Genomic DNA, 20,550 nt, shown 5'->3' with positions numbered 1-20,550 from the left:
ACAACATCATCATGACCACCCTTTACCCTTTATAGCCGTCGAACTTTATTGCCCATTAAAAAACTAATGATGATTCTTTCGATCTCTGCTTCTTCACGCGAATTTTTAAAATCAAAACGGCAGGAGACCTGATAACAGGAATACAGCTGATTCTCTGCATCAAATTCATTGACCATCACCACATCCACCACTTTTAAGTCGAGTTGCAAATAGCCGAATTGCTCAAAATCCAGAGACGCGCCTTTTATGACGGCATCTTTATAGAGAAAACGCGTATTCGCATCCTGCGCAATTAATGCGCATCCCCCCCTGGACATATTTTTAATTTTGAAAGAATAATTCTCTCCATTTTTATATCGTCCAAAGCAGTTGAAACTGTGTCCCTTCAGGAAGGAGAAGCGCTGATGCTGGCGTCGTTGTATAAGAAAGACCATCTCGGGAATGAAATACGCCAGCGCATTCTCCATGCCGTCTGACATTTCCTGATCAATTCTGGCGTTAAATTTTATAATTCCATTTTCACTATGAAGAATAAACGTTTGGATCTTTTTGGTGACAATATCCTTATGGTGAGGGATAACAAAATGTTCAAAATCAACTTTTTCCAGCTGCGTGACCACACTAGTGTTGGCATATTTAAGCTCTAGTTTAGTCTTCTTTAGTAGCTCTTCACGGAAAACAGCGATAATTTCAAACTTGTTATCCTTCATCAATCCAAAACTCATCAGCAAGTCCTTATTTTTTATTCGAGATACATCTCATTCTCGTTTATGTGAAAAACGCAAAATCGTCCCCCATCCCTGGCTTTTGATTACCATAATGGATTCCAGATCAAATAATTCGTGAGAAATTAAGTTTTTAACTATTTTTGCCGTTTTATTGATACATAAAAACATTCATAAATGATTAAAGTTAGCGTAACTTATGTGCTACACAATACAAATTTAACTCAAAATTATAACAATTTGGAATAACATCGCTGCTCGCGCCGCGATTCTGAAATAAAAAAAGAGGGATTGCAATATAAACTAAAGGAGTAGACTGTCGGATTTTTTCATTATGCGTGGAATTTACACTGCGGCATCGTCTTTAATATTGAAGAAGATCTGGAGAACAAAAATGTAACGTCAGGAGGGAAAAAATAATAATGAACCTGAGCAGAAACACTTAAAATAAATTAACCTGTTAAGGCTTACTTTCTTTGCGGCGATAAAGACAAAATATTCACCACGCAACAGTAATAACTTGATTTTAAAAGATAAACATAATTCACCGTTCAATACGCTATGGCATCTCATCCGGCCCATGAAGCGTACTCCACGAGCCGGACGACTGGCGCAGCAGGTATAACGTTATGAGCGCTTATGTTGATGTGTGCGCAACCACATCAGTTTATACGCCGCCGGAATGATAAATAGCGACAGCAGCGGCGCGGTGATCATACCGCCAATCATCGGCGCGGCAATACGGCTCATCACTTCTGAACCCGCCCCGGTTCCCCATAAAATAGGTAACAGACCGGCGATAATCACCGCCACGGTCATGGCCTTTGGCCGCACGCGGAGAACCGCACCGTGGTACAGCGCCTCATCAAGTTTCTCTGCCGTAAAGGTTTGTGGATTATCCAGAGACGGCTCCGCTTCAATCGCATGACGCAGGTACATCAGCATGACCACGCCAAACTCTGCGGCGACGCCAGCCAGCGCGATGAATCCTGTTCCGGTGGCAACGGACAAATGAAAACCCATCCAGTACAGGAACCAGATCCCGCCGACCAGGGCGAAAGGAACGCTGGTAATGATCAGCAGCGCTTCTCCCACCCGACGAAACGCCAGATACAGCAGAACGAAAATAATCATCAGCGTCATCGGCACCATCAGCTTCAGCTTATGGCTGGCGCGTTCAAGCAGCTCAAACTGCCCGGAAAACGCCACGCTGGTTCCCGGTTTCAACTGCACCTTTTCCGCGATCGCTTTTTTCAGATCGTTAACTACCGACACCATGTCACGATCGCGCGCATCAATATAGATCCAGCTTGCAGGTCGGGCATTTTCGGTTTTCAACATCGACGGTCCTGGCGCGATCTTCACGTCCGCCACATCCGCCAGGGTAATTTGCTGCTGCATTGGCGTCAGAATCGGCAGTTGACGTAAGGTTTCCGGGCTGTCGCGATAGCGTTGCGGGTAGCGCAGGTTAATGGGATAACGCGCAATCCCCTCCACGGTTTCGCTTACCATCGCCCCACCGACTGCGGAGGTAATAAACAGTTGTACATCACCGACGGTCATCCCGTAACGGGCGGCTTTTTCACGATGAATGTCGATATTGAGGTAACGGCCTCCTTCCAGCCGTTCCGCCAGCGCCGACGCAACGCCCGGTACGGTTCTGGCAACCTCTTCGATCTGCTCCGCCGTGGCATCAATATCAGCCAGCACGGTGCCGGACACTTTAATGCCAATCGGACTTTTTATCCCGGTAGACAACATGTCGATTCGGTTACGGATTGGCGGCACCCACAGATTCGCCAGCCCCGGTAAGCGCACCGTTTTATCCAGTTCTTCGATGATTTTGTTCATCGTCATTCCCGGTCGCCACTGATCCTGCGGTTTCAGTTGGATCGTCGTTTCCACCATCTCCAGCGGCGCAGAGTCGGTGGCCGTTTCCGCCTTGCCGGTTTTGCCGAACACGCGCGCCACTTCCGGCACCGTCATGATCAGTTTATCGGTTTTTTGCAGCATATCCGCCGCCTGCGCCGCCGAAATCCCCGGTAGCGTGGAAGGCATATACAGCAGATCGCCCTCGTTAATTTGTGGTAAGAACTCCCCGCCCACTTTATTAAGCGGCCAGATGACCGTCAGGATCGAAAGTACCGCCACCAGCAGCGTGGTCTTCGGCCAGTGCAGCACTTTCAACAGCAGCGGGTGATAAATGCGGATCAAAAAGCGGTTAAGCGGATTACTGCTCTCTGCCGGGATCTTGCCGCGAATCCAGTAGCCCATCAGGATCGGGATCACCACGATCGCCAGGAAAGCCGCCCCTGCCATCGCATAGGTTTTAGTGTATGCCAGCGGGCCGAACAGGCGTCCTTCCTGCCCTTCGAGGGTAAAAATCGGGATGAACGACAGGGTAATAATCAGCAGGCTGATAAACAGCGCCGGGCCCACTTCCACCGAGGCGTTCGTGATAACCTTCCAGCGCGTTTCGTTATCCAGCGGGTCGCCGGGATGCTGGTGCCCCCACTCCTCCAGCCGTTTATGCGCGTTTTCGATCATCACAATCGCGGCATCCACCATTGCCCCTACCGCAATGGCGATCCCGCCGAGCGACATAATATTGGCGTTCAGCCCCTGAAAATGCATCACGATAAAGGCAATACAGAGGCCCAGCGGCAACGAAATGATCGCCACCAGCGCAGAGCGGACATGCCACAGGAACAGCGCGCAGACCAGCGCAACCACAATAAACTCTTCGAGCAATTTGTAGCTGAGGTTATCAATGGCGCGGTCAATCAACTGGCTGCGATCGTAGGTTGTCACGACGTCAACGCCTTCCGGCAAGCTGCTTTTCAGCGTTTCCAGCTTCGTCTTCACGGCGGAAATAACGTCCCGGGCGTTTTTACCGGAACGCAGGATCACCACCCCGCCCGCCACTTCGCCTTCGCCGTTCAGCTCAGCAATGCCCCGGCGCATTTCCGGGCCAATCTGTACGCGGGCGACATCGCGAAGGTACACCGGAACGCCGTTCTCACCAGACTTCAGCACAATGTTGTTGAAGTCATCGAGGGTCTGCAAATAGCCGCTGGCGCGCACCATGTATTCCGCTTCTGACAATTCGACGGAGGAGCCCCCCGCCTCCTGGTTGGACATATCCAGAGCCGACTTCACCTGCGCAAGGCTGATGCCATACTGCGTGAGTTTCATCGGGTCGATAACGACCTGGTACTCTTTCACCACGCCGCCGACCGAGGCCACTTCCGCCACATTCGGAATGGTTTTCAGCTCATACTTTAAAAACCAGTCCTGTAAAGAGCGCAGTTCCGCCAGATCGTGTTTACCGCTGCGATCCACCAGCGCATATTCAAATATCCAGCCGACGCCGGTGGCGTCTGGCCCCATTTCCGCGCTGACGCCCGCAGGCAGTTTCCCCTGCACCTGATTGAGGTACTCCAGCACGCGGGAACGCGCCCAGTAGGGATCGGTGCCATCTTCAAAAATGACGTACACGTAAGAATCGCCAAACTGCGAGAAACCACGCACCGTCTTCGCGCCTGGCACCGACAGCATGGTGGTCGTCAATGGATAGGTCACCTGATTTTCAACAATCTGCGGCGCCTGTCCCGGATAGCTGGTTTTCACAATCACCTGCACGTCAGACAGGTCAGGCAGCGCATCAACCGGCGTGTTAATGATGGTCCAGGTTCCCCAGATGCTGAGGAACAGCGCCCCCATCACAACCAGAAAACGGTTCGCTACGGAGCGGCGGATAATCCATTCAATCATTTGTCATTCCCTCAATGTGAATGGGCCGCATGATCGGGCGCAGCAGAGGAAGATTGCGCCCGCATACGATCCAGCGCGCCGGAGATATTGGCTTCGGAGTCAATCAGGAACAGTCCGCTGGAGACCACTTTTTCACCTTCGGCAAGCCCGGCGCGAATCGCCGTCACGCCTTGTGATTCATGGAACACCGAGACCTGTTTCGGTACAAAGCGACCATCGTTGTCAACGGCGATCACCCGCTGTTCCGTTCCGTTATCAATCAATGCCTTAGACGGGATTAGCAGCATCGGTTCGCTTTGCGTTTTCAGCTTCAGGTACGCATTCATTCCGGGCTTGAGCGCTTCATCCGGGTTATCAACCTGTAAGCGCAACTGGAGGGTTCGAGTGGTGGCGTCCACGCTTGGCAGAATCGCCCATTTACTGATGGTGAAGCGTTTATCCGGCCACGCGGGCACGGTAATATCGAACTGCGAGGCATCTTTAATCAGCCATGCGATGGATTCAGGAACGGCCGCGCTGATCCACACCGGGTCCATCCCCTGGATTTTCGCCACCACGTTATCTTTGGCGATATTCATCCCGGCGCGCAGATCGAACGCGGTGATCACCCCATCAATAGGCGCTTTCAGGGTAAAGCGGGTTTGAATTTTACGGGTCGAGACTAAGCGGCGGATATCCTCTTCCGGCATCCCGGCCAGACGCAGTCGTTCAAGAATGCCTTCCACCTGCGTTGCCGTACCGCCCGTTTCCCGCAGCAGTAAATATTCACTCTGGGCTTCAACCCAGTCAGGAATGGTCAGGTCGATCAGCGGCGTTCCTTTCTTAATTTTATCCCCCACCGTCAGCGGCCAGACTTTATCGATAAAGCCAGCGGAACGCGCCTGCACAATCACAAACTGGTATTCATTGAAACTGACGTTAGCCGGAAAAGTTTGCGCGTAGCGCAGCGGCCCACGGCGGACAGCCTCCGTCTTTAACCCTAAATTCTGCGTCTGTACCGGATCGATACGCACGCCTGGCGCAGAGGTCGTGTCTGACTCTTCGTCAGCGTATTTCGCCACCAGATCCATATCCATAAACGGCGATTTACCGGGCTTATCAAAGCGCGTATTCGGATACATGGGGTCATACCAGAACAGAACCTTACGGGCCTCTTTTTCGGAGGCAGGCGCAGTATCGACAGGCTGATGCGCAGACGAAAAATAAGCGTAAACGCCGACCGAGATAATCCCTCCGACGATCATACTGCCGAGAATAAGCGCGGTAGTTTTTATTTTTAAAGACGCCATAGTGACTTCCATTCGATCCGTTTTCTGGATCAGTTACGCGGGAGATATGCCCGCGCTTCTGTAAACCCGGGCAAGAACAAAGAGACAGCGAATACGCTTTACTGGCTGACCTGAATATCGCGTAATAAAGAGAGATTGCCCTGCTGAACGAAAGTAAACGCCACTTTGTCGCCGGGTTTAATATCACCGGAACGGGTTTCCGGGGTCAGGGTAAAGCGCATCGTCATCGCAGGCCAGTTGACCGCCGGAATAGGTTCATGATCGATAGTCACTTTTTTCGTGTCTTTGTCGATGGCTTTAACCACGCCGGTTGAATGAATCACCTGCTCCTGCTGCGCCGCTGACGCGTTATTCATCATCTCGCCGTGGTGATGTTCATTCGCCTGAACGTTAAATACCACGGCGGAGAACAGACCCAAAATCGCCGCTTTTACTGTATTGTTCATCATGCTTTCTCCTGAAAATAACGATAAATTTTTATTCCACCCAACCGCCGCCCAGCGCGGTGAACAGCGTAATTTCATTAGCCTGTCGGGCGTAATTCAGATCGAGTAACGTTTGCTGGGTTGAAAACAGAGAGCGCTCCGCATCCAGCACTTCGATATAGCTGACCGCGCCATGCTGATAGAGCGCTCTGGCGCGTTGCAGCGTAATACGCAGCGAGCTCAGATAACGCTGTTGCGCGGTTATCTGGTCGGTCAGGCTCTGGCGCAAAGCCAGCGCATCCGCCACCTCTTTAAACGCGGTCTGGATCTTCTGTTCATAATTCACAACCGATTGCTGCTGGCGAATTTCCGCCAGATCGAGGTTGGCCTGATTACGTCCGGCGTTAAAAATCGGCAGTTCCACTTTCGGGATAAAATTCCACATCCCGCTCGCAGCATTAAATAAACGGGAGAGATCGCTGCTGCTGCCGGACACCCCGCTGGTCAGGGTAATGGAGGGAAAAAAGGCCGCGCGCGCCGCGCCAATATTGGCATTCGCCGCCATCAACGTATGTTCAGCTTCCATAATATCCGGGCGCTGCAACAAGATTTGCGAGGAAAGCGACGGCGGGAGCGTCACGTTTTTAATATCTCCGCTATCGCGCGCCCTGTCATCCGGCAGCACAGAATAAGTGCCCAACAGCAATTGCAGCGCATTATTAGCCTGCGCCAGCTCGCCCTGTCGTTTCGCAATATCGCTGCGGGTGCTTTCAATCACGCCCCGCGCCTGTTCCAGCGCCAGCACGGTCGTGCTGCCGGTTAGCAACTGCTTTTCTACAAATGCGTAAGAGCGTGTATAGTTTTCCAGCGTTTCTTGTGCGATTTGCAACTGCGCGTACGCCAGCCGTTGATTAAAATAACTTTGCGCCACGTTTGAGATTAATAAGATATGCACTGCCCGGCGCGCTTCTTCGCTGGCAAAATAGTTCTGTCGGTCAGCCTCACTCATGTTTTTCAGCCGGCCAAAAAAGTCCAGATCAAAACTCAGATTCAGCCCGGCTTCATATTCGCGGGTACTGCTGCTGTCACCCTTTAATTTTCCTTCCCAGCTTCCGCTGGCATCGGAATTAAGCTGCGGATAACGATCGGCATCCGTCACCCGGTATTGCGCTCTGGCTTCCTGCACTTTCAGCGTCGCCATGCGCAAGTCACGGTTATTGCGTAACGCCTCGCCGATCAGCGACTTTACTTGCTCATCAACAAAAAAGGTTCGCCAGCCGGTCTCCTGATACCCCGCAGGCGCAGAAACCAGCGCATTCTGGCTCAGGGAGAATTGTTGCGGCACCGGCAACGCGGGCCGCTGATAGTCCGGCGCCAGCGAACAGCCCGTCAGAACAAGCATCACGCTGAGGGTAAGAAGCTTAAATTTGCGCATAGCGTTTCTCGTCCCAACGGGACTGATAACCATATAGTGAATGTGAATTTATGCCCTGTACCTTAACGAAGTGACTCTGTTCGGCCCGTGACAGGAAAATGACAAAGTTGTCATTTTCCCAATAACCGATTGCTATCCGATCCTGCTCCTCTAGAATTGAAAACCCGCCCAACCTTTGCGTGAAGGAAGACGTGATGAAGATTCTGATAGTCGAAGACGAGAAAAAAACCGGTGAATACCTGACCAAAGGTCTGACGGAAGCGGGCTTCGTGGTGGACCTGGCGGATAACGGGCTTAACGGGTATCACCTGGCGATGACGGGAGATTACGATCTGCTGATCCTCGACATCATGCTGCCGGATGTGAATGGCTGGGATATTGTCCGTATGCTGCGCACCGCCAACAAAGGCATGCCAATCCTTCTTCTTACCGCGCTGGGCACCATTGAACACCGGGTAAAAGGTCTGGAGCTGGGGGCTGACGACTATCTGGTTAAACCGTTCGCTTTCGCTGAATTACTGGCTCGCGTCAGAACGCTGCTGCGGCGCGGCGCGGCGGTGATGGTCGAAAGTCAGTTTCAGGTCGCGGATTTGACGCTCGATCTGGTCAGCAGAAAAGTGACCCGCAACGGCATGCGCATCACGCTCACCAGTAAAGAGTTTACGCTACTGGAGTTTTTCGTTCGCCACCAGGGTGAAGTCTTGCCCCGCTCGCTGATCGCTTCCCAGGTCTGGGATATGAACTTTGACAGCGATACCAACGCGATTGACGTTGCCGTTAAACGGCTGCGCGCGAAAATCGATAACGAGTTCGAACCGAAACTCATCCAGACCGTGCGCGGCGTGGGCTATGTGCTTGAGGTACCGGATGGTGACTAAACGCTTTCAGCGCCCTTTCTCGCTGGCGACGCGCCTGACATTTTTCATCAGCCTCGCCACCATTGCCTCTTTTTTTGCGTTTGCCTGGATCATGATTCACTCCGTGAAAGTGCATTTTGCCGAGCAGGATATCAATGACCTGAAAGAGATCAGCGCGACGCTGGAGCGAATCCTCACACATCCCGACGAACCGGAAGCGCGTCGGCTGGAAATCCTAAAAAACGTTGCCGCCGGTTACTCGAACGTCATTATTTCGCTGGAAGATGCCAACCAGCGGGCGATTTTTCACTCTCCCGGTTCACCTGATCTTCGCCAGTTTATCGCCAAAGCCACGCCGGATAGCAGCGCGCGTAACGGCGATGTCTTTTTGTTGTCCAGCCCGGACTTACAAAGCAAGAGGCACGCTAACGGGCACGGTACCCATTCCGCATGGCGCATGATTCGCCTGCCGGTCGGGCAACTCGCGGACGGGCAACCGGCCTACACGCTCTATATGGCGTTATCGATCGACTTCCATCTTCACTATATTAACGATCTGAAAAATAAGCTGATTATGACGGCTTCGCTGATTAGCATGATGATCATTTTTATTGTGCTGTTCGCCGTCTACAAAGGCCATGAACCGATTCGCAGCGTCAGCCGCCGGATTCAAAATATTACGTCGAAAGACCTCGATGTGCGTCTTGACCCGCAGGCCGTTCCGATTGAGCTGGAGCGGCTGGTGCTCTCGTTTAACCATATGCTTGAACGCATTGAGGATGTTTTTACCCGCCAGTCGAATTTCTCTGCGGATATCGCCCATGAAATTCGCACCCCGATTACGAATCTGGTGACGCAAACAGAGATTGCGCTAAGCCAGACCCGCAGCCAGAAAGAGCTGGAAGACGTACTCTACTCCAACCTCGAAGAGTTTGGCCGTATGTCGAAGATGGTAAGAGACATGCTGTTTCTGGCTCAGGCCGACAATAACCAGCTCATCCCGGAGAAAAAGGCGCTCGACCTGGCGGATGAAGTCCACAAGGTGTTCGACTTTTTTGAAGCCTGGGCGGAAGAACGCGAAGTGCGTTTGCATTTTGAAGGACGCGCGTGTTGGGTATCCGGCGATCCCATCATGTTACGCAGAGCGCTCAGCAACTTGCTGTCTAACGCCATGCGCTACACCCCGAAAGGCGAAGCCGTTACCGTGCGGCTCAAAGAAATGGACAGACAGGCGCAGATTACCGTTGAAAACCCCGGCGCCCCCATTGCGCCAGAACATTTACCGCGCCTGTTTGACCGCTTCTACCGGGTTGACCCTTCCCGACAGCGTAAGGGCGAAGGCAGCGGAATTGGGCTGGCGATTGTCAAATCAATCGTCATCGCCCATCAGGGAACCGTGTCCGTAACGTCCGATCTGCGCGCAACGCGCTTTATTCTGACATTGCCGAAACATGGCGATTGAAATGCAGTGATAACGACGCAGCGAAATGGAGTCTGACAGAAAGGCGAGAATAAAGACTGGCGCGCCCTGCAGGATTCGAACCTGCGACCCACGGCTTAGAAGGCCGTTGCTCTATCCAACTGAGCTAAGGGCGCACTGTGTGAAGCGATGGCTTCATGCGGATGAAACGCGTGAATTATACGGTGAGCGCCTGCTGAGTCAATGGCTTTTGTTCTGGTTGCTGAGGAAGTGTACGAATATCTTTTTTTCTGGCGCTACGCAAGTATCCAGGAAATCACCTGGTAAGAACTCGGCCTGCATAAAGTGGCATTTTAAGGATAAATGTATTTAGAAAATTAATGCGTTTACTTACTATTTCCTCCCCACTTCCCAGCTGTTCAGGATATTTTTTATGCTGAGTGTCGCCATAAAAGAACAAAATAGCCATTTCGAACACGGTCTTAAAATCATCATGACTCGTCTGACTCATCAGTGGCATCAGAAAATTCAATTTCTACCTGCTGATGATATAGACAAAGCGGATATCGCATTTTTATCGCTGGATGAAGACTGGTTTAGTGCCGGATGTTATCAGATACCGGTACATACCCGGCACCAGCAGAGAGTCATTATTTGTAATGAATACGATAAAGACAAACTTATGTTCAGGCCGTGTCTCTATATGCTGCCGCATATTTACCGGGAGGACGATGTTGATGAGATAACCAAAAAGATGGTGCTTATCCTGCATAAACGGGCACTTCGCCGCAGCGTTCCCCCTTCTGTTTGCCATTACTGTACGACTCGCCATTTCTCCATTCTGGAACGCCAGTTTTTAAAGATGGTCGCCCGCGGGCACCGGTTAAGCGAAATTGCCGTACTCCTTTCGTTGAGCGAAGAACAAACCAAATCAATTCGCCGTAGCATCATGAAGAAACTGCACGTAAAAAATGAACAGCAGTTCTTAAATTACATCAGAGTTAACCTGGGTTTTCTGCAAGAATAGACATATTCTCAATTTTCCATCCATCATGTTGAGAAATATCTCACAGATGATTAAGTAACGTCATCTACAGCGATTTTTCGCATACTGCCACAATGACACTTATCATATTTCCTGATTGCACAACCGTCAGGAACCGAAAATATTCGGCGGCATTCTTTATGCCTACAGGAGTGTTTTTGTGGCAACTCGCCCGGTATTACAGGGAAATATTCTTGACTCTGCAACATTGCGCACTCAAAAGGAACGTCCTTTTTGTTGGGAATATCCTTTAAAGCTTGAACCGATAGTTCATTTATCTTCTGCCCGTACCTTTGGCTATGAAGTTCTGACTCAGGTTCCTTTTCATGTCAATACTGAGCATTTTTTTCACCACCTCTCGCCAGAAAAAATAGTGGCGAATTTTTATCAGCAAGTCGCCACTATTACGCATTATCCCAAAGGCGTACATTATTTTCTTAATTTACCGCTGAAGGTATTTTTACACCTGGATTTTTTTAATTCAGGAGTAACCCCCTACCCGTCCAATCTGATCCTTGAAATCCAGGACCCAGAAACGTTTTTTTCACTTAATAGCCGCCAGCGTTCCCAACTCTATGAAAAAATAAAACAGGTTGAGTCTATCGGAATTCCCGTCTGGCTGGATGATGTCGATGAAAATTTGATCAAAGAAGTGGCTGCCGCCCGCTGGCGTTTTAGTGGTCTGAAACTGGATAAAAATGCGTTCTGGGATCTAATTCTGCATCCTCAGAAACTGCGCCAGGTGATTTTTATGGGGTATAACATTGCAGATGTCATACTCATTGAAGGTATTGAAAATCATGCGCAAAAAGAAATTGCTTTTCATTCTGGCGCCCAATTAGGCCAGGGATACTTATGGCCCGCGCTTTTGCAAAACAAAGAGTAGAAAAACGGAAAGGGAAAGGATGCGCAGCGCACTTCGCAAAGAAAGACATCGCCGTTTAAGAAATACTGATTGCACTCACCACTACCATCACCTTGAACCACAGGTATTTGATCGTCTGGAATATCTGACCCAACGTCTCAATTATGCCCTACCGGACAATACAATCTCTCAGGTTATTATCACGACGGATAACTATCTCGGATATACACTGAATCGCTATTTATTTTCTGGAAAACGCACGGCGGTGTTCAGCTCTCTGGAATCACCCTCACGCAGGCTGGAAGAGACGGGCATCAGACAATTGATTGTTGATATGGCTGGACTGGCGGTCTCCTGCTACGAAACGCTTGAGCGGTTACGCCTGCTTATCCGAGAGCGAAGCGATATCCAGGTTTACTTACTGGTGCCGGATAAGGATGTTAGTCTGACGCGTTTTATGCAAAAAGCCGGTAAGTTTTATATTCTGCAACGTCGCCAGAATCTCTCATCATTACGTAACGCCTTATTATCTCCCCCCTCCGTTAAAAATACTGATGGCACCTTTAGCCATACTGACTGGAAGATCATTTCCGCGTTATCTCAGGGTATGTCTTTAAAGGAAATCGCGCTTTTACTCAATACGCCTTATCACCGGGTGATCTATCGACTCAATCAACTTATTACTCAGTTGGATTTGCCGCATCGACACAGTTTGCTGTATCTGATACACCGCCTTAGCGTCACTTCTCTTCACTTAATTTAACACGCTAACCTCTTAAGCTATAAGATTTTTTAAGAAATTACTTATTTTAACGCCTGACTAAATGTAAATTTTTTACATAAAATTAATATTTACAACTATTCCTGGTATCATAGGAAAATCCCTCTTTCTCTATAATCCTTCAATTGACGGGCTCTCACGGCCTCATCGTTGAAAATTCGCCCAAAAATCACATAACAGAAACTAAACAATTGGTTTTTTGTGTTGTTTTTATATTTAAAAAAATACTTTTAGCCACAAAACATTGATTCAACAGAGAATAAAACCAAACGCTATTAAACAGTCTAAAACATGCAGAACATCCTAACAGCCAGCACCGATTTGTGTACCGTAAGCCTTTTCCGAAAAAATAGACCAGGTATAATCTCCCTATTCTTAGTTAATCAGAATTTTCTTTTTTGTTGGTGCGAAATGGATATTCCCCACGCTTATTGCTCTTACGCAAAATAGTCAGTTAACAAGGATGGTATTACCTTCACTACTTCCCAGGTTCGTGAGGTATATTCTGGCTATTTGATAATTAATAGTGTCTGACGCTTATCCGCAAACGGAAGACGCGCAAACAGTCTGAGGCATACAACAATGAAACCTGCATCCGTTATCATTATGGACGAACACCCTATTGTCAGAATGTCGATAGAAGTGCTTCTCGAAAAGAATAGTAATATCCAGGTTGTCCTGAAAACCGATGACAATCGTACCGCGGTAGATTATCTGCGCACATATCCTGTGGATCTGGTCATCCTGGATATAGAGCTGCCGGGTACAGATGGATTTACACTGCTTAAACGAATCAAATCAATACAAGAAAATACCAAAATTCTTTTCTTGTCGTCTAAATCTGAATCTTTTTATGCCGGGAGAGCTATCCGGGCAGGCGCAAACGGATTTGTCAGTAAAAGAAAGGATCTCAATGATATTTATAACGCAGTGAAAATGATCTTATCAGGATATTCTTTTTTTCCTTCAGAGACGCTAAATTTTATCAGTAATACCAGTTCACGAAAAGGTGAGCACAATGATATGCCGCTCTCAAACAGGGAGGTTACGGTACTGCGCTATCTCGCCAACGGTTTATCGAATAAAGAAATCGCAGAGCAGCTCTTGCTGAGTAACAAAACCATCAGCGCGCATAAAGCGAACATATTTTCGAAACTCGGCCTGCATACCATTGTTGAGCTTATTGATTACGCGAAGGTACACGACTTGCTGTGATCGTGGCTGACTCCCGACGAGAGATCGTTCGGGAGTACGTTATCGGGATCGGACTTCAGTTGTAATTGATCATAAAAGTCGCATCCGCCTTTGCGACTCCCGGCTGAACGCCATCGGCCAATGCAATGTAATTCGCATAAAACGTCAGCGTAGCATTACCGTTTTCATCAACGCTTACCGCCTGGCTGGCTTGCTCAAGCGGTAATCTGCTGCGATCGCTGTCGCGGATCTCAATGGCCACTTTTTGCGCCATGACCGCATCATCCAACGCCAGCAGCGACGTCCCCGCCGCTGGCGTTCCTGAAAAGGTCATCGACGCCGCGCCCGGCGGGCAGCCCTCAAGTTTGATGCTGAAAGGCACGGGCTGGGTAGTATCGCCGCTGGTTTTCAACTGCTTCGTGGGCCAGGTGCCCAGCTCGACCGTTTTGTTACTGTCACCGGTCACTGCGGTGCAGGTGAAGTCCACAACATTACCGCGCAGTTCAATATTAATCTCGCCCAGAGCGGTGTCAGCCCGGCAAAGCGGGCTCAGCAACACGCTGCAAAAAATAGCCAGCAAAAGTCTCATGGCTGTGCGCTCCCCTTAGTCGTAATCCACACGCAGATACCCACGAGCGGTAAAAGGCCCTTCCGTCGGTTTACTCCCCGTGATGCTTACCGGCCATGCGCGGATCCCTACGCTGGCGGCGGCGCTGTCATCCAGACGGAATGGAATTTTGCTGGCCAGATTGTTAGGCGTCAGCGGCACGCCGCCGCTGTCGGAAACGATAAAGCCTAAGTCGGGATTATCAGAGACCATCGCCTGCCCGGAGATTTTCTCCGCCTCCAGACGCATCGATAAATAGGCCTGCGCCGCGACGTTCGTACATTTTATGGCGACCGTTTTTGTCTGCGGCGTCACCCCTTCCGGGCGATTCCCCGCCCCGGCTTTGCTGAACAGCGCGGCGCCGATATCGCCAAAATCAAATTCCACAACCTGCCCGGCATTCACTTCACAGCTTTGCGGGACCTCGACTTTACCGCTGTAGCTGATGGTATAAACCGGCGTACTCAGGGCATCGCCGGTGCTGGTGGTGACATACACCGAGAACATGGTCTGCCGGGGAATCGGCACCATGTTGATAAAAGGCCGTATCACTTTGAGTTTAAAGATCAGCTTAGAGTCCATCACGCCGAAGGGCTTTTGTTTCGGTACATTGGGGTGCGTCCCCATGCGAATATAATTACGGGGCGGATAAAATAATCCGGCATAGCTGTCGGTGATGCTCATCGCCCCCAGCAGGTAGTCATTGAGCTTGAGATACTGGAATCCCCCTTCCGTACTTTGCACGGGAAGTTCAGTCACATAGCTTCGAAAGGTATAATCCACATTCGTACCAGCAGGACACGTCGCCTGTACGCCAACCCAGCCCGATTTCTCCGGCAGCGTCACCACCTGTCCTACCTGATTATTGCTGCTGGTAAAAACATTCGACAGATCGTAAAACACATCGGTCGGCGTACCGTTCGAGTTATGGCAAACCGTCGCCCATGCCGGATTCGCCAGCAATAATGCGATGGCGCCCGGCAACAACCCTGATTTCATTTTCATCTTTTCTTACCTTTCATGACGACGGACGTTTACAGGTCGCATTAAGCAGCGTCACCGCCTGCTTCAGGCTCTCTTCAGGCAGGGAATAATGCGCCACGCAGCGGGCGTTCGCTCCCTCTCCCCACTGAATCAGCAGTTCCCCTTTCAGCGGCAGTCCGCTCAGATAAATTTGCCCGTCATCGCCCGCCATACTGGTGACGCCGCTGGCGGTTTCGCGCACAATTGAGCCAAACGGCACCGGGCGATCGCCCTGTTTTGCGGTGACAATTGCGCGCACGCCGATTCGCGTGTCAAAGGCAGCGCGTACCAGCGCCCCTTGCGTCGGCACCACGCTGCTGACGTTATTTTCCACATCGGTGTGGTTATCCATTGAGTTGGTATCCAGCGCGACACGGTTATAGCGATATACGGTGGCATAAGGCATGACCGCATATCCGCGCCAGTCGGTTTGCACCCCGGTCTGGTTTTCTATATGCACCCCTTCGGCGCCTGGCGCTTTAATCAGGACGTTGGTATCGCCTAAAGGCTGACTGAGCGTGATGCCGTCCGCATGACCGACCACGCCGCCAGACAGCTGCCAGTTGTAGTCATGCTGGTCTCGATCGTAGTTGTACCCCACGCCGAGCGTCCCGTAAGCCGCCTGCCAGTTCGCGCTGGCGCTGCCGCTGTAGCCATTGGTGCTGCTGTGTCCCTGGTTCACGCTGTAGCTCAGGTTACGCCCGTCTAACAATGTCCCGCCGATGCCGGTCTGCCAGCTGTTCTGCCCATTGCTGTTCCGGTTCGCGTTAAAAGTGGCATAGGTGCGATCCAGGGCATTGTCGCGCGAGTAGCGCCGCCCGGTGAGCACGCTGAACGGAACCGACATGTTGAATGCCAGAATGCGATCGGTGCCGGAAATCCCTACGGATTCATTCCACGACCAGGAAAGGGAGTAGCTGATCCCTTGCCAGCCGCTGGCATACCCCAGTTGATACCAGGTATTGGCATCCGACGTGTTCCAGTATGTTTGCTGACTGCCGGAGATATACAGCGAGCCGTAATCCTCCAGATTCTGCGAAATGTTGACCTGGAATCGGCCTTTTTTGCTGTAGTTCAGGTTGTGATAGCTCTGCACTACCGGCACTTTATGACGCTTACCTTCGCTGTCATATTCATACTCGTACCCTTCCATACTGCGGTACGCCACATCGTCAAGCGTGTAGAATCCGCGCGTGGAATAGCGATAGCCCAGTAACTGGAAATTAGTGCCGTAGTTGTTCAACGACTTGGCGTACAGGAAACGCAGCGACTGCCCCTGGTGGGTGCTGTCATCCGCCAGTTGGCTGCGGGCGTGGGTGACGTCTACCGAAACCGCGCCCCAGTCGCCCAGGTTCCGTCCGGCCCCCAGCACCACCGAGCTGTAGCGCGAAGCCAGCTGCGTGCCGCCATAAGCGGTATACCCTTCAGGCAGACCGGCGATCAGCGTTCCCTGGAAGAAGAATGGCGAAGATTGCTGGCTATTGCCGCTGCGAAAATCCCCCGCCACCAGGTCGAACTTCATACGTCCTTCGCGCTGCAACAGCGGAACGGTGGAGTACGGCACCGTATAGCGCTGCTGACTGCCGTCTTTCTCATCAACCGTCACGTCCAGGTCGCCGCTTGAAGACGTTGGGTTGAGGTCGGTGATCGCGAAAGCGCCCGGTGAGACATAGCTCTGATAGATCACATAGCCGTTCTGGCGGATAGTCAGTTTTGCGGCGGTACGGGCGATCCCACGCACGGTCGGCGCATAGCCTTGCAGGCTATCAGGGTACATATTGTCAGACGAGTAGAGCCGCGCCCCGCGAAAGCCCACGCTGTCAAACACGTCGTTGCCGGTGTTGCTGTCCCCCATCACCAGTTCGCTTTTCAACGGGATGATGGCGCGTTGTACCCAGGTGCCGATGTTTTTCCAGCTTTGCGAATGGTATCCGTCGCCTTTGGAATAGCTCCACGCGCCGTTGTTACGCAACCGCCACGGGCCATAGTTCAGGCCGCTCATCAGGCTTAAAAAATAGCTGTCGCTGTTCGTCCCGCGACTGCCGGTAAAACTGTAGTTGATAAGCGCAGCAGGAATCCCCTCATCCCACTCTTCCGGCGGGATATACCCGCGCGCGCTGTTCAGCATTGACGCCTGCGGAAGACTGATATTTAAACGCATTGAGGAAAAATCAAAAGCGATTTCAGCGCCGGGAATCGCCTCTGGCAAATTGATGCAGGTCTCCTCCTGGCTTTGCCCAAGCGCAGGAAAGGCGGTGGTATTTACCCCCAGCCTTTTGATCCACGCCAGATCAAAACAGGGCATTAATCCGCCTGATTTTTCACCGGTTTTCGTCGACGAGGTTTCAAAGCGAATATCCTGGGTCGCGACGAACTCATCGTTGCGCCAGATATCCACCCGATAGATGCCCGGGGGCTGGTGATTGCCTTTCTCAAAACGTGACAAATCTGCCACGGACGCAGCATCTGCCGACAAAAAAGCCGGGTTAAAGTAACTTTCGCCATGACTTATCGCCGGATAGAGCGCCGCCAATATGGACAACGCCACCCCCGTCAGATGTGGCGTATACCCCGGCAGTGAACCGGGAAGATACGTTATCTTCTTCATCGTTTTCTCAGTGTGGCTTCACACGTTCCGATCAGCGCAAGCTAACCGTTTTCGCCGGTGTCAGCGCACCGTAATCATTTACCGTCTGGAATGTCACACTTCCCTGCGCGCCTGCCGGAAGCAGAATCTGGGTATTGTTCTTCGGCGCGACCATGACGTTATCAACCTTCTGACTTCCCACTTTGAGATTGACCAGCGTGAGATAGTAAGCAGACGGATTGGTGATTTTCAGGTGGTTCCCGGAACGGGAGAATTGCAGCATTCCTGGCGCGTCTTCCTGCACCTGCGGCAGATTGGCAGGGCGAACAAACAGCTTAATGCGCGACAGGATCGCCAGTTGCAGAACGTTTTTGCCTTCAAGGCTGTTTTTATCCACCGACGGTATCGCTTTCACGTTCATCCAGAACAAAGACTCCCGATCGGCAGGCAGGGGTTGTCCGGCATAAATAATACGCAGCGTGTTTTCACTTTTGGGTTCGCTGACAAACAGCGGCGGTGTAACAACGAACGATTTTTCTTTGACGCCGGTGCTGTTCTCAATCCATGAATTAACCAGATAACGCTCTTTCGATGCGCTGTTGCTAATTGCCAGCGAGGTCTGTTTGGCGTCCGCCGGATAAATAACGCGGGTGGCGCCTAATGCAATTCCCCCGGCCGCCTGCGCACTCATTGAAGTCCATAAGGCAATAAAAATAATAAGGCCTGATTTTATATAATTAAGCATGGCAAAAAATACCTTTTGCGTTTTATCAACGCCCGGAAAACAAATCAGGGGTAAACCAGCGTAAACCACACATCTGAATGAATACTTCCCGGCGTCATATTTTCCGAGATTGCCCGATAGCGAGCCGTGAAATGAAATGTCATTTCTTGCGTTAAAATAGGGGCATAATGAAGCGGCAAGGAATTGGGTATGATTTGCCGTTGTTCCTCATCAAATAATGCCAGACCAATACCGGAGGTCGCCGCCGTGTCGCTGCGCGCCAGGAATACCTGCGGATCTTCTGCGGGAGTCACACCGGAAAAAGCGATCCCAACATGGCTATAAACCTCTGAACTACAATCGGTTAATCGCAGCGCGAAAGGAATGCTGGTCGGGGCGAAACTCCCGGTGCCAGAAAAGACATTGGTGCGGTATTGCCCCATCTGTACACGGAGATCCTGGCTTTCGGAATTCACCGCGCAGGCGCCGTTTACCAGTTGGCCTCGCAGGTGAAGATTACCGCTCTCCAGTATCACCGTATGCGCGAATGCGGGCATCGCGCAAATCAGCCCCACCAGCGCCACGCCTTTGCTAATCATCTGCTGTATCACTTATCGTCCCCGGATAGCGCCTCATCCATTGAGGCTTGCCACATCCCTGAATCCCTGGTGGGTTTATTCGTACTTCATGATGAAGGTTGCGTCGGCGTTAGCCTGACCCGGCGTGGTGTCCGCAGCAGTTGCTTTATAACGCGCGGTGAAACGCAGCGTGTTGCTACCTTCTACCAGCGCCTGAGCCGTAGAGAAGGTCGCGCCGTCTGGCTTCAGCGGAGAAGAGGTGTTATCAAGAATTTCGATCCCTACGCCGCCTGCCGTGGTGCCATTGTCACCAGACACGACTGCCAGCAGGCTGTCGTTTGTACCGTCAGCCTGACCAGAGAACGCAACGGCAGCGGTCGCTGCTACGCTCGGATCGCAGTCATTCAGTACAATGGTGAACGGAATCTGTGCGCTGGTATCGCCAACAGCGGTAAAGCTGGCGGTACGATACTGGCCCAGGGTCACGGTCTGATCGGCAGATTTCGTGCTAACGGCACACGCAGCATTGACCAGCTCACCTTCAAAGTGAACCGTACCGCCGCTAACGCTTACCGGATCGGCATGAGCCGCACCAGCAGCAAACATCAGGCCAGCAATAACGGAAGAGGTCATTAATTTAAGTTTCATGGATTTCCCTTGAATTACGCACATTCGGCTCCAGTTTCCTGCGGGAACCGTTTGAATCAAAATCGACATAATAATGTCAGGCTAATTATCTCTGCATCCTGTAAAGATATATATCGAAAGAGAATTAGCTAACCTTTTTACCCCAACTCTCCTGAGCATTAGATTCACTAATTAATCTTTACGAATATGACAATTCGTCACAGGGATAAATTAAACATTTCAATAAGTGAAAAATACCTTCAATCTCTTTAATTAGCCCAGGTAAATTCTTATTGGGATATAGGACAGGTCTAAGCCTTTTTTATATAAAAGTGTTCAATATCACACTTAACGCCACGTTTTTCGCGGCATTCCCCCTAATTTTAGCAGGGTGATGAATTGTTTCTTTTAGGTTAATTTTGATTAGGTTGCTCATTAATCACCCACAGGATTTTGCCCCTCGCCGCAGCCCGTATCGCAGAGGTCACTGCACCGATCACACGTAAAGACGCAAACGATAACTGACAGCGCGCCCCGCTTCTGACAAAATAGCCACATCCCCTTCGATTTAATGTAACAGACGGAATCCTCTCT

General features: G+C 50.9%; 17 protein-coding genes and 1 tRNA gene. 6 read left to right on the top strand and 12 right to left on the bottom strand.

Annotation, left to right across the window (positions count from 1 at the left end; all coding sequences use genetic code 11):
- Nucleotides 1-29 precede the first annotated feature (29 nt).
- The 5 genes from OGX84_RS17920 to OGX84_RS17900 all read right to left on the bottom strand — a co-directional run bounded on the left by OGX84_RS17920 (nucleotide 30) and on the right by OGX84_RS17900 (nucleotide 7,648).
- Nucleotides 30-725, bottom strand: a complete 696-nt coding sequence (locus OGX84_RS17920) for a flagellar brake protein (protein WP_012133436.1) — start codon at nucleotides 723-725, stop codon at nucleotides 30-32.
- 627 nt (nucleotides 726-1,352) lie between these two features.
- Complete coding sequence (locus OGX84_RS17915; protein WP_286458255.1) at nucleotides 1,353-4,499, bottom strand: CusA/CzcA family heavy metal efflux RND transporter; 3,147 nt, start codon at nucleotides 4,497-4,499, stop codon at nucleotides 1,353-1,355.
- Nucleotides 4,500-4,510: 11 nt separating this feature from the next.
- The gene (locus OGX84_RS17910) at nucleotides 4,511-5,788 is read right to left on the bottom strand and encodes an efflux RND transporter periplasmic adaptor subunit (protein ID WP_024130570.1); all 1,278 of its coding nucleotides are present in this window, start codon (nucleotides 5,786-5,788) and stop codon (nucleotides 4,511-4,513) included.
- A gap of 98 nt (nucleotides 5,789-5,886) precedes the next feature.
- Entirely contained in the window at nucleotides 5,887-6,234 is a 348-nt protein-coding gene (gene cusF / locus OGX84_RS17905; RefSeq protein ID WP_024130571.1) for a cation efflux system protein CusF, read from the bottom strand.
- 31 nt (nucleotides 6,235-6,265) lie between these two features.
- On the bottom strand, nucleotides 6,266-7,648 hold the full coding sequence (locus tag OGX84_RS17900; protein WP_024130572.1) for an efflux transporter outer membrane subunit: 1,383 nt from the start codon (nucleotides 7,646-7,648) through the stop codon (nucleotides 6,266-6,268).
- A 194-nt stretch (nucleotides 7,649-7,842) separates the two neighbouring features.
- Between OGX84_RS17900 and cusR the strand changes: the two genes are divergently transcribed.
- Both cusR and OGX84_RS17890 read left to right on the top strand, forming a co-directional pair.
- Complete coding sequence (gene cusR / locus OGX84_RS17895; RefSeq protein WP_024130574.1) at nucleotides 7,843-8,526, top strand: copper response regulator transcription factor CusR; 684 nt, start codon at nucleotides 7,843-7,845, stop codon at nucleotides 8,524-8,526.
- The gene (locus OGX84_RS17890; RefSeq protein ID WP_286458252.1) at nucleotides 8,516-9,967 is read left to right on the top strand and encodes a Cu(+)/Ag(+) sensor histidine kinase; all 1,452 of its coding nucleotides are present in this window, start codon (nucleotides 8,516-8,518) and stop codon (nucleotides 9,965-9,967) included. The genes cusR and OGX84_RS17890 overlap by 11 nt, the downstream gene beginning before the upstream one ends.
- Nucleotides 9,968-10,024: 57 nt before the next feature.
- On the opposite strand, the gene OGX84_RS17885 is transcribed toward OGX84_RS17890, so the two are convergent.
- Nucleotides 10,025-10,101, bottom strand: a tRNA-Arg gene (locus OGX84_RS17885).
- Between the two features lie 257 nt (nucleotides 10,102-10,358).
- Between OGX84_RS17885 and fimW the strand changes: the two genes are divergently transcribed.
- The 4 genes from fimW (at nucleotide 10,359) to fimZ (ending at nucleotide 13,831) form a co-directional block, all read left to right on the top strand.
- Nucleotides 10,359-10,952, top strand: coding sequence for a fimbria biosynthesis transcriptional regulator FimW (gene fimW, locus OGX84_RS17880; protein ID WP_047458307.1), 594 nt, complete (start codon nucleotides 10,359-10,361; stop codon nucleotides 10,950-10,952).
- 178 nt (nucleotides 10,953-11,130) lie between these two features.
- Entirely contained in the window at nucleotides 11,131-11,856 is a 726-nt protein-coding gene (locus OGX84_RS17875) for an EAL domain-containing protein (RefSeq protein WP_227657319.1), read from the top strand.
- Nucleotides 11,857-11,875: 19 nt separating this feature from the next.
- On the top strand, nucleotides 11,876-12,598 hold the full coding sequence (fimY, locus tag OGX84_RS17870; protein ID WP_049011841.1) for a fimbria biosynthesis regulator FimY: 723 nt from the start codon (nucleotides 11,876-11,878) through the stop codon (nucleotides 12,596-12,598).
- Between the two features lie 600 nt (nucleotides 12,599-13,198).
- Nucleotides 13,199-13,831 carry a fimbria biosynthesis transcriptional regulator FimZ gene (fimZ, locus tag OGX84_RS17865; RefSeq protein ID WP_012133449.1) on the top strand — a complete coding sequence of 211 codons (633 nt, stop codon included), beginning with the start codon at nucleotides 13,199-13,201 and terminating at the stop codon, nucleotides 13,829-13,831.
- A 55-nt stretch (nucleotides 13,832-13,886) separates the two neighbouring features.
- Here fimZ and sfmF read toward each other — a convergent pair whose 3' ends face one another.
- The 6 genes from sfmF to fimA form a co-directional block, all read right to left on the bottom strand.
- The gene (gene sfmF / locus OGX84_RS17860; RefSeq protein ID WP_047458317.1) at nucleotides 13,887-14,399 is read right to left on the bottom strand and encodes a fimbria assembly protein; all 513 of its coding nucleotides are present in this window, start codon (nucleotides 14,397-14,399) and stop codon (nucleotides 13,887-13,889) included.
- 15 nt (nucleotides 14,400-14,414) lie between these two features.
- On the bottom strand, nucleotides 14,415-15,422 hold the full coding sequence (fimH, locus tag OGX84_RS17855; RefSeq protein WP_049011840.1) for a type 1 fimbria D-mannose specific adhesin FimH: 1,008 nt from the start codon (nucleotides 15,420-15,422) through the stop codon (nucleotides 14,415-14,417).
- Between the two features lie 13 nt (nucleotides 15,423-15,435).
- A complete protein-coding gene (locus OGX84_RS17850; RefSeq protein ID WP_286458251.1) occupies nucleotides 15,436-18,048 on the bottom strand; it encodes a fimbrial biogenesis usher protein in 2,613 nt (870 codons plus the stop codon).
- A 31-nt stretch (nucleotides 18,049-18,079) separates the two neighbouring features.
- On the bottom strand, nucleotides 18,080-18,772 hold the full coding sequence (gene fimC, locus OGX84_RS17845; protein WP_112002142.1) for a type 1 fimbria chaperone FimC: 693 nt from the start codon (nucleotides 18,770-18,772) through the stop codon (nucleotides 18,080-18,082).
- 44 nt (nucleotides 18,773-18,816) lie between these two features.
- Nucleotides 18,817-19,350 (bottom strand): type 1 fimbrial protein subunit FimI, encoded by a 534-nt coding sequence (gene fimI / locus OGX84_RS17840; RefSeq protein ID WP_012133454.1) that lies wholly within the window; start codon nucleotides 19,348-19,350, stop codon nucleotides 18,817-18,819.
- 75 nt (nucleotides 19,351-19,425) lie between these two features.
- A complete protein-coding gene (gene fimA / locus OGX84_RS17835) occupies nucleotides 19,426-19,977 on the bottom strand; it encodes a type 1 fimbrial major subunit FimA (RefSeq protein WP_024130577.1) in 552 nt (183 codons plus the stop codon).
- Nucleotides 19,978-20,550 lie beyond the last annotated feature (573 nt).

Origin of the sequence: Citrobacter sp. CK202 (assembly GCF_030333225.1) — a bacterium.
In the GTDB taxonomy this organism is placed as follows: domain Bacteria; phylum Pseudomonadota; class Gammaproteobacteria; order Enterobacterales; family Enterobacteriaceae; genus Citrobacter_B; species Citrobacter_B koseri.
This window is presented reverse-complemented; position numbering and strand designations above follow the sequence as displayed.